Raw genomic sequence first — 10,111 nt, forward strand, 5'->3', positions numbered from 1 at the left:
GCGCCGGATGCGCCGGGACTCCGTCCCGGCTGCCGGACCACTCCGTGATCCGGCGTTCCGGCTGACGCCGGATCAGCCTGTACCGGCCTGCTCCGCAGTCCAGTACAGGAACTGACGCACGCTCCGCGTGCGTCAGAGGGCTGGCTGGTAGGGGGTTGCTCGTGCAGGCGGCACCGACGGGGGCGGACTGGACTGCCAGGGCTGAGCACACACCGTCACCGGCGTGCGGCTGGCCCCCACCCGTCTAAGGTTCCGTTCCCACTCCAAACCCGCGTTGCGTCAAAACTCTGGACCGGATGAAATCCGGGCCTACACTCCACCACCATGCCCACACCACCCCGCAGAACCACAATCCCAGAACCCCTCGAACGAGCCCCCGAAAAACGCCAACTGACACCCCAACAAAACCCCCTGGAATAGCACCCCATAACCCCGGAACTCGCGCATCAAAAACCAGGCCGAATGAAACCTGGAAACGCCCCGCACCACCACCACAAATGACAGAGCGTCCGCCGAACCCTTACCCGCACTCCGGCCGGGCCGGCTGTTCCGGGGCCGGGTCGGCTCCCTGACCGGGCCAGCGCTCCGGCCGGGCGCTGCCAGGAGAACTGCCAGCCCACGCCCAGCTCCTCGGACCGCCTGCGGCTCCGTCGTCCTGGCCGTCAACGCGTACGCGGCCCTGTGCGTACGCGTGTGTCACGGGGACGGCGGACTGCTCGGAATGGAGGGGGAGGGAGAAACCGTCGTCGTTGTCGGAACCGGGGAAGGGGGCTCCTGGTTCTGTCCCTGGGCGGCGCCGCCCAGGAGCAGGACCAGGACGGTCACCACGGCGGTGCCGGCGACCACCGCGCCGACCAGATCGCCCTTCCCCTTCCGCAGCACACCCGCTGCCGGTGCGGGCTGCTCAGGACGCGTGTGCTGGTAGATGACGCGTGCCACGAGGCAGCCCAGCACAAGGATCACGGCCCCGAGGTTGTCGATGTGCACGGTCATGAGCGGCCCCCCTCCAGAACAGGGAACCAGCCTGAACCGATCGCGCAGCTCACCGCGTTCACCCCCCGCCGGTCGTACGCCACCGCGCCGCACGCACCCCGCCACGCACCCCCCACGCCCGGCCGGCCAGCCGGACCGCATGCATCACCTGCCGACGCCGACGCCCCCGCCCTTCCCCTAACTCCCACAACTCACCACGCCACTCCTCCGCATACCGCCCCCGCTCCCCCACCGGCACCACCCGGCACGCCACCCGCACCAGCCACCCCGCACACCACCAGCACCCAGCCCACCAGCCAGATGAGCCCCAAGCGCACGAGCACAACCAAGGGCATCATCGAGGGTGCGGGCGAGGGCACGTTCGAGGGGGAGGTCGCCGACGCAGTCGAGGGCGAGAGCAAGGTTGCTGACAAAGTCGCGGTCGAAGGCACGGGCCAGGTCGCGGGCGAGGTCGCGGTCGAGGTCGAGGTCGAGGTCGAGGATGCGGGCGAGGTCGCGATCGAGGTCCAGGTTGCGGTAGAGGGCGCGGTTGAGGGCGAAGTCGAGGGCGTGGTTGGGGGCGCGGTCGAGGGCGAGGGTGCGGTTGAGGGCGCGGTCGAGGGCGAGGGCGCGGGCGCGGGCGCGGTCGAGGGCGCGGGTGAGGTCGCGGACGAGCTTACGAGTACGGCGGTTACGGTTCACGGGCGTGGACCTCCCGCGATCCCCGGCTTCAGCGCACGCAGCGCGGAACGGCCAGCCGTGGCACGCGCCAACGCGTCACGGGCACGCTCCGCCCCGTCCGGACTCAGCCGGTAATACCGCCGCCGCGGCCGGCCCTGCTCACTCGGATCCACCTCTTCCCACCGCGACTCCAGCCACCCCGCAGCCTCCAGCCGCGCCAGGATCGGATGAATCGTCCCGCTCGGGAGCTCCGCCAAAGCACACAGCTCCAACCCGTACCGCTCCACCGCCGGCTTCTCCAGCAACGCCCGCAGCACCAACTGCGTCGGCAACGTCATCCGCGGAGACCGCGGCACACCCGACGGATCCCCACCACTCTTCTTCCCAACCATACTCTAACTCTACCAAGCCCCTAACTAGAGATAAACCCAGCAGCGTAAACCCGGACACCCCACCAACCCCACCCCCACACAGCCGCGACCCCCGCGCTGCGCAACCGAACCGCGCGCGGCCCCGCCAACGCGCGAGACGGACACCCGCCGCCCCGATCCCCCGGCGGCACGCACCCGCCCGCCCCGCCCGCCCCTTCCCCTCCCCTTTTCTCGGGTCTGGCGAGCGCAGGGGGTGTGCAGAGGGGGATGTCAGGCCAGCAGACCAGCCATATCCGGGGATCCACCTGCGAGGACTCGGGAGCACGCTAGAGGGGTGCGCAACCTCTACCGCAACTTCTTGGCGCAACTTCTTGGCGCAACCTCCAGCGCAACATCCGGGCACGGCCCGCCCGAGGCGCGCGAGGCCCCGCCGAGCGCGCGGCACAGAAAGAGGCCGGCCCCGATCCCCCACAGCGCTCCCCACGTCCCGCCCGCCCTCCCCATCCCACCCTTCTTCCAGGCGAGGCGGTCGTGGGGTGCTCTGAGGGGGATGCCCGACCCCGACCACACCCGAACCCCTGTGGTCACCTGCGGCGACGCGGAAACGGCCCGGATACTCGATCAGGAGATGGATCAGGAGCCGTTTCAGGAGTTGGTTCAGGAGTTGGTTCAGGAGATGTTGCCGCCGGGCCGGGGCCCGTGGTCCTGTCCACGGGTCCCGGCAGCAGCCGGATCGGTCTCCCCCGTCGTTGCGGCGACGTCAGTCGTGACGGGCGAGCTTGACCGCGGAGACGAGAAGGATCACAGCCAGCGCGGGAATGAGCACCAGGTCCGGGAACACGCCCAGGAGCAGCCCCCCGAGCACCGCGCCGGCAACGGAGCCCGCGGCCATGAGCGCGGTGAAGCGGAGGTTCGCGCCGAGGACGGCGAAGCTGCCGTCGCGGCTGTAGCGGGCGAAGGCGACCAGCATGGTCGGCAGCGAGACCAGCAGGGACAGGCTCCCGGCGGTCTTGATGTCCTCCCCGAACAGCAGCACGATCGTCGGGATCAGCAGCTCCCCGCCCGCCACGCCCATGATCGCGGCAACCACACCAATGCCGAACCCGGCCACGACGCCGCAGGGGACTTGGGCCCACAGCGGCAGCGCGAGCGTGTCCAGGGTGGTGGTGTGGGTGACGATCAGGGCGGCCGCCATGAGCACCATCAACGCCGCCAGCACCCTGTACAGGGTCGCGCTGCGCATCCGCACCACCCAGCTCGCCCCGGCCCACGCACCGAGCAGACTCCCGGCCAGCAGATTCACCGCGACCGGCCAGCGCGCGGCCACCTCTGCAGCCGGGACCCCGGCCAGCCGGGCCGGAAGGGCGACCAGAACCACGACCAGACTCATCGCCTTGTTCAGGATGACCGCCGACAGCGCGGCGAACCCGAACAGGCCGATCAGCAAAGGCAGCCGGAACTCAGCGCCGCCCAGACCGATCATCCCGCCCAGAACACCGATCACCGCCCCGACACCGGCCACCACGGGCATCGAATGCGCCGGCCGCAGAGCAACAACGCTCTGGTCAGAGACCATGCCCGGCATCCTCCCTGACCCGCGCACCAGCCCGCCACGGCAGAAAGACACCGGATATCCGCTCCAGATTCGTCCCAACCTCCAGCTGAACCGTTCCAGGTTCGACCCTCGGACAGCTAATGCCACTCATCGCGCCCGAGCCGGCGCCACACCGGACACCTCGACGACAGGACAGAAAACAAACTCGGACAGTGGCTCTCCAACACCCGCAGCAGAGCCGCACGACTCACCGAACAACGACGCAACGACCTCAACGCGCTGGGCATGCGCTGGTAGACACGGGTTCCTCCAAAGCCAGCCAAGGGTCCCGCCTGGCCCCCACGGTGGACGCGGCGGTGGCAAAAGGGGGGCCGTCGGCGTCGGGTCACGCCGGCTCGTGATGCATAGGTGTGGCGGTGCCGTCACAGCTTCAGCAGGGCCACGAGCACGACGAACACTGAGGCCCCGAGCGTCAGAGCGGGAATGGCGGCGGGGTAGGTCACGCCGATCAGTACGGCGACCACGGCACCGATCAGAGCAAGGATCACGTGGGCGGTGGGGTCGGTCGGCATGGCTTCTCCTCAAGGTTCGGATTCGTCGCCGCGACAATCGCGGCCGCGAGGGTTAGCCCCGCAACCTGTGAGGTGGACGGTCTCGCCACGTACCGGGTGCCAGCCGTCCGAGTCGGACTGCCGCGGGTACGTCATGTCGGAGACGTACGGCGGCCGTCGAAGACGTACGCAGTTTCCCGGCCGGGACCGCCGCACGGCGCGAGCCGGGCGGAACACGCGGCAGCTCTCGCTCGCCGGAAGTCCACTCCAGCGACTGTCCGGTCGCCCCTCCCCGAACGATCCGATCTGGGGCTCGTAACGTCGACGGCTCATCCGATCAGCCAGGCAAGCCACCAATCCCGGCCAACAACCCTGCCACCTGGCCGTCCACAAAGTCCAGGAACATCAGGGGAACCCCCTCGAACCGGCTTGCCCTACAACTTGCCTCCACCGGGTCTGTCCGCGGAGCCGCCCTCGTCAAGGGGGCCACCCCCGCCAGGGCAAGGGAATTCACCCGCGGACAATGGGGTCGGCCCAGGGGCCCGCGACCGTCGGCAACCTCCCCACGGCACCCCTCAAGGCGACGGTGGCTCCGGCCGCGACAGACTCCGTGACACCGGACCGTCACAGTCGGACCCCGACCGACCCGAGCCGGACCACGGCAGCACAGTGCCAACGGCCGCTCGCACTTCCCAAGCAGCACCGCAACCGTAGGCCTGCCTGCCCTGGTCTTCATCCGCATGACAGCCAACCGACGGCCGCCGCGATCCGTCCCGCACGAGCGGGAGTTACGACTGTGGAAGGTCGGCCGTGCCCTCACGGTCACCTTCGCCGCCGCAGTCCTGGCAGCGGGCACCGTCTTCTACACCCTGGTCGTCCTGCTCGACGTACGGGAGATCGACAGCACCGCGAAACTCGACGCCAGCACACTCTTCGACCTGGTGAAGCTCTCCTTCGGAGTCGTCGCCGGGGCCGGCGCGCTCGTCGCCCTCGTCGTCGCCTACCGCCGCCAGCGCGTCGACGAGGCCGGCGCCCACCGCGACGCCACCCGCCTGCACACCGAACGCTTCACCACCGCCGTCTCCCAACTCGGCGACGACTCCCCCGCCGTCCGCCTCGGCGGCGTCCACGCCCTCACCGGCCTCGCCGACGACGCCCCCGACACCAGCCTCCGCCAGACCTGCATCGACGTCCTGTGCGCCTACCTCCGACTCCCCCACACCCCCGACCCCGGCACCGACCCCGCCCACCTGGAGGAGCACCAGCGCTACCTCGCCCTCCGCGAGGTCCGCCACACCATCCTGCGCCTCATCGGCGACCACTACCGACTCCCCAAAGGAACCCACCGCTCCTGGCAAGGCTGCAACCTCGACCTCACCGGCATCACCATCGACGGCAACATGAACTTCACCGGCGCCACGTTCACCGGCGGCACGGTGACCTTCAGCGACGCGACGTTCTCCGACGGCACGGCGACCTTCGATGATGCGACGTTCTCCGGCGGCACAGTGGACTTCCACGGCGCGACATTCTCAGGCGGCACGGCGACCTTCGGCGACGCAACGTTCTCCGGCGGCACAGTGGACTTCTACGGCGCGACATTCTCCAGCGGCGCTGTGGACTTCCTCCGCACGACGTTCTCCGGCGGCACAGTGGACTTCCACCTCACGACGTTCTCCGACGACACGGTGCACTTCCGCGGCGCGACGTTCTCCGGCGGCACAGTGCACTTCCACGGCGCGAGTGGTCCAGTTCCCGATGGGCTTCTCGCCGCCGTCGGCGTTCCTGCTCCTGAGAGGGTCAGCCTGCCCTCGCCCTGGCTAACCACTCCGTAGCCCCTTGAGCGGCCCCCGCAGCACGACCGCGCGAGGCTCCACCGGCACGCGAGACGGACGGACACCTCGCGCCCCGATCCCCCGACGGCACGCACCCGCCCGCCCCGCCCGCCCCGCCCTCCCCTTCCCCTTCCTTTCTCTGGTCTGGCGAGCGCAGGGGGTGTGCAGAGGGGGATGTCCAGCCAGCAGACCACCATTTTCCGGGGGGGGTTGACCTGCGAGAACGCGGGAGCGTACTGAGGGGCTGCGCAACCTCTACCGCAACCCCTAGCGCAACATCCGGGCACGGCCCGCCCGGGGCGCGCGAGGCCCCGCCGAGCGCGGACAGGGAAAGGCTGGCCCGGAACTGCACGGCTGGGCATGCGGGTGCCTCCGCACGCGGCGAGGCCGGTGCGGAGGCAAGGTGGTCAGCGAGTGCGCAGCCACCATTCCAGGACGGCGACGAGGGTGGCTCCGACGGAGCCGGCGAGGCCGAGAACGGCGCGGCGTGCGGCTTCCCGCCACAGCGTCCGCGGGCCAGGGCGGGGGGTGGTGGGGGTGGTGCTGGGGGTCGTGGAACTGGCGGTGGCGGGCTTGCGGCGGCGGTGGGCCATGGTGGTCTGCCCCTTGGTAGGCGGTGTGCAGGTGGTGCGCCGGGCCCGGCGTTGCTTCGAGATTGGCCTCGTGGGGGTGGTCTGGTCCCAAGTGCGGGGCGCGTGAGGCAGGTCGGGTATTAGCCTGCTGGTCCGCGCCGGTGCGGTGCGGCTGCCCGATCCACCCGTTCCAGGCAGCGGGTCGCGGTGGCGGAGCACGGGGCCCGGTGTCAGAGGGAAGAAGGCTGTGGGAGTTCACCGCGAGACGCTCTACCGGAGGCTGCGCGCCCTGCGTACCGAAGCGGAGGCGGCCTATCGCGAGCAGCACGGGCCCGGCGGGTTCCAGAAGCCGCTGGAGCGGGGAGTCCGCAAAACCGGTCTTCCGGGGACGGCGGTGTTCGAGGGCAAGGTGGCCAGCCGGTGGGCCCCGAAGGAGCTGGAGAGCTTCAGCGTTCCGCGGCAGGACAGTCTCGAGCAGGTCCTGGCCGTGGTCGCTGTCTGGGAGTCCTGGACCGGCGGCAGGACGCTGGAGACCGATGGCCGGGTCCGCCAGGTGTGGCTTGCTTCGGAGGCGCGTGGGGACTGGCAGCGGCTGCTGGAGAACGCCTGGCAGGAGAGCGCCGATGCCCGGCGTCGTACTCCGGTGGCCTCAGGGGCGCAGGCTGAGGCTGATGCGGCTGTCGCCCGGTACTGCGAGCGCTTGGTGCAGACGTGCGGGCGGCTGAACCTGGATGTGCTGGGTTCCGTTGAGCGGGCGGGTGAGCAGCCTGCGATCCGGCTGCGGCAGGTGTTCGAGGCGCCGCTGGCGTCGTGGGACCCGCCGAAGCCGGAGCTTCCGGCGCGGCTGTGGCAGGAGCTCGTGGAGCGCGGCGAGGTGGCGGAGCAGGAGTTGCCTCCGGGGCTTCGCACGGAGCAGGTCCAGCAGTGGCGCAGGACGCGGGTGGAGCGGCCGCCGGTGCCCGTGCTGGAGGCTGTCGCCTCGCCTCAGGGGCGGCGGCTGGTGCTGCTGGGGGATCCCGGGGCCGGGAAGTCGACGCTGTCGCGGTATCTGGCGCTGGCTCTCGCCGGCGGCCTGGACGAGGTGCCTGCCGAACTGCGTGCGCTGGCGGGGGCGGTGCCGGTGGTCGTGGAGCTGCGGCATCTCTCCGACGGCGCACGGTGGCGGGGGCGGACGGTGGAGGATTTCTGGGAGGAGTTCGACACCACCGAACGCATGTGCCTGCCCCGCAAAGTGTTCGAGGATCTGCTGGCGCAGCGGGACCGGCCGGTGCTGGTGATTTTCGACGGCCTGGACGAGATCTTCGACCCGGGCCGGCGGGCCGAGGTCGCCCGGCAGGTGACCGCGTTCGCCGATGTCCACGAGCACGTCAGAGTCATCCTCACCTCCCGCGTCATCGGTTTCGCCCCCGAGGTGCTCACGCACGCCGGCTTTGCCCAGGCCAAGCTCGAAGACCTGTCCCGGCAGCAGATCGAGTCGTTCATCCGGCGCTGGTACACCGCCGCCCACCCCGACGACCCGGGCGAGGCCTCCCGCCTGGGTGAACGCCTCATCAGCGCGGTGCGGGGGTTCGCGTCGGTTGCGGAACTGGCCGGGAACCCGCTGCTGCTGACGATCCTGGCCTCCATCGGTCTGGGCGCCGCCATCCCCCGCGACCGCCGCGAGGTCTACCGGCACGCCGTCGACGTCCTCACCGGCCGCTGGGACCGCGACGCCAAACACCTCGCACTCCCCCGCCAGGACCATCCCGACGTAGCCGCCGCCCTCGACGAACTCGACACCGGCCTGCTCCAGGAACTCCTCGAACGCCTCGCCCGGCGCCTGCAGGAAAGCGCCGGCAGCACCGGGGGCAGCCCCCTCATTGCCCGCGACGACCTCACAGCGATGATCGCCGACTACGTCGTCACCGACATGAACTACCCGACCCCCGTCGGCCGCATCGTCGCCGGCGCCATGGTCGCCCGGCTCCACGAACGCGCCTTCCTCCTGCACCCCTACGGCGCCGGCATGTACGGGTTCGTCCACCGCACCTTCCTCGAATACCTCGCCGCACGCGAACTCAGCCGACGCTACGCAGGCCGCGAATGGACACCCGAGCAGCTCACCGACATGCTCGCCGAACGCGCTGTCAACCCCGTCTGGCACGAAGTCATCCTGCTGTTCATCGGCCAGATCAGCAGCCAGGCAGAAGCCGAACACGCCACCTTCATCGCCCGCCTGCTCCACATGCACCGCCGCCGGGGCATGGCTGCTTACCGCACCGCAGGCGACGGTTTCCTGGAACTTGCCATCCGGGTGCTCGCCGAAGCCCACCGCATTCCCCGCGCACCCACCCGGCCCGGCCCTCATCCCGAACGCTCACTCGCGATCCAGAGCAACGCCGTCATCGACACCCTCACCGCCCACCTCTCGGACTCCCTCTGGGCGGAGCTGGGCGGCGCTGTGCCCGCGCTGATGTCGTTCCCTTGGTCATGGACCGGCCGCGAACGCTACCAACGCTGGCACCGCACAAGTCGGCACTCGCCGGGTCGAACATCGCACGTCCTCGCGGCCGCGCTGTGCCGCACCCCTCGTGAAGCCATCCAGCTGGCTCGAATTCCCTGGGGACACGGGGCAGCATCTGCAGCCCTGCGCGTGCTGGGGGAACGGTGGCACGACCGGGACGAGGCCTACACGACCGTCCTCGACACCGCCCGCGACACCACCGCCAGCCCCCGCACCACCGCCCTGCAGGTACTGGGCCAGCGATGGCACGACCGGGACGAGGCCTACACGACCGTCCTCGACACCGCCCGCGACACCACCGCCGATGACGTCACCCGCAGCACCGCCCTGCAGGTGCTGGGGGAACGGTGGCCCGACCGGGACGACACCTACACGACCGTCCTCGACACCGCCCGCGACACCACCGCCAACGACTACACCCGCAGCATCGCCCTCCGCCTGCTGGGGGAACGGTGGCCCGACAGGAAAAAGGCCTACACCGCCGTCCTCGACACCGCCCGCGACACCACCACCAGCTCCAGCTCCCGCAGCACCGCCCTGCGAGTGCTGGGCCAGCGATGGCCCGACCGGGAAGAGACCTACACGACCGTCCTCGACACCGCCCGCGACACCACCGCCAACGACCACACCCGCAGCATTGCCCTGCGCGTGCTGGGGCGGGGGTGGCCCGACCGGGAGGAGGCCTACACCACCGTCCTCGACACCGCCCGCGACACCACCGCCGATGACGTCACCCGCAGCATTGCCCTGCGCGTGCTGGGGCGGGGGTGGCCGGAGCGCGAAGCCGCATGGAACTGTGTGGCAGCGAGCATCGAGGACACCTCGAGTGATGTACGTGCCGCCTCAGTGCGACTACTGACGCTGGTGTGGCCAGATGAATCAAAGACGGAAGACCTGCTGCTCAGACTTGCAAAAGAACGTCCAACCGACACGGCAGTAAAGACCGCACTGACCTACATCGACTCAACAAAAGGGAACTAGGCGCTGTTTCTCGGATCTCTCTACCTGAGTGGGGTGTTGGGGGCAGGCTGGCTGTATGGGACGTGGTGATCTGACGAACGCGGAGTGGGA

At 70.1% G+C, this 10,111-nt stretch carries 8 protein-coding genes and 1 pseudogene; 3 read left to right on the top strand and 6 right to left on the bottom strand.

The window, feature by feature from the left end:
- Positions 1–696: 696 nt before the first annotated feature.
- The 4 genes from ACZ6SQ_RS38150 to ACZ6SQ_RS38165 form a co-directional block, all read right to left on the bottom strand.
- Complete coding sequence (locus tag ACZ6SQ_RS38150; RefSeq protein WP_469570612.1) at positions 697–993, bottom strand: hypothetical protein; 297 nt, start codon at positions 991–993, stop codon at positions 697–699.
- Positions 994–1,170: 177 nt separating this feature from the next.
- The gene (locus ACZ6SQ_RS38155; protein ID WP_469570614.1) at positions 1,171–1,674 is read right to left on the bottom strand and encodes a hypothetical protein; all 504 of its coding nucleotides are present in this window, start codon (positions 1,672–1,674) and stop codon (positions 1,171–1,173) included.
- Positions 1,671–2,045: a PadR family transcriptional regulator gene (locus ACZ6SQ_RS38160; protein ID WP_469570616.1), complete on the bottom strand. Its 375-nt coding sequence runs from the start codon at positions 2,043–2,045 to the stop codon at positions 1,671–1,673. The genes ACZ6SQ_RS38155 and ACZ6SQ_RS38160 overlap by 4 nt, the downstream gene beginning before the upstream one ends.
- Before the next feature lie 739 nt (positions 2,046–2,784).
- Positions 2,785–3,600: a sulfite exporter TauE/SafE family protein gene (locus ACZ6SQ_RS38165; protein WP_469570618.1), complete on the bottom strand. Its 816-nt coding sequence runs from the start codon at positions 3,598–3,600 to the stop codon at positions 2,785–2,787.
- A 162-nt stretch (positions 3,601–3,762) separates the two neighbouring features.
- Here ACZ6SQ_RS38165 and ACZ6SQ_RS38170 point away from each other — a divergent pair.
- Positions 3,763–3,876 (top strand): annotated as a pseudogene (locus ACZ6SQ_RS38170) (Helicase associated domain protein); the annotation flags it as partial.
- 125 nt (positions 3,877–4,001) lie between these two features.
- Here ACZ6SQ_RS38170 and ACZ6SQ_RS38175 read toward each other — a convergent pair.
- Positions 4,002–4,151, bottom strand: a complete 150-nt coding sequence (locus tag ACZ6SQ_RS38175; RefSeq protein WP_469570620.1) for a hypothetical protein — start codon at positions 4,149–4,151, stop codon at positions 4,002–4,004.
- A gap of 719 nt (positions 4,152–4,870) precedes the next feature.
- Between ACZ6SQ_RS38175 and ACZ6SQ_RS38180 the strand changes: the two genes are divergently transcribed.
- Positions 4,871–5,965 carry a pentapeptide repeat-containing protein gene (locus ACZ6SQ_RS38180; protein WP_469570622.1) on the top strand — a complete coding sequence of 365 codons (1,095 nt, stop codon included), beginning with the start codon at positions 4,871–4,873 and terminating at the stop codon, positions 5,963–5,965.
- Positions 5,966–6,372: 407 nt separating this feature from the next.
- On the opposite strand, the gene ACZ6SQ_RS38185 is transcribed toward ACZ6SQ_RS38180, so the two are convergent.
- Positions 6,373–6,558, bottom strand: coding sequence for a hypothetical protein (locus ACZ6SQ_RS38185; RefSeq protein WP_469570625.1), 186 nt, complete (start codon positions 6,556–6,558; stop codon positions 6,373–6,375).
- Between the two features lie 226 nt (positions 6,559–6,784).
- Between ACZ6SQ_RS38185 and ACZ6SQ_RS38190 the strand changes: the two genes are divergently transcribed.
- Entirely contained in the window at positions 6,785–10,021 is a 3,237-nt protein-coding gene (locus tag ACZ6SQ_RS38190; protein WP_469570627.1) for an NACHT domain-containing protein, read from the top strand.
- Positions 10,022–10,111 lie beyond the last annotated feature (90 nt).

This window comes from Streptomyces sp. NPDC048600 (assembly GCF_055587025.1).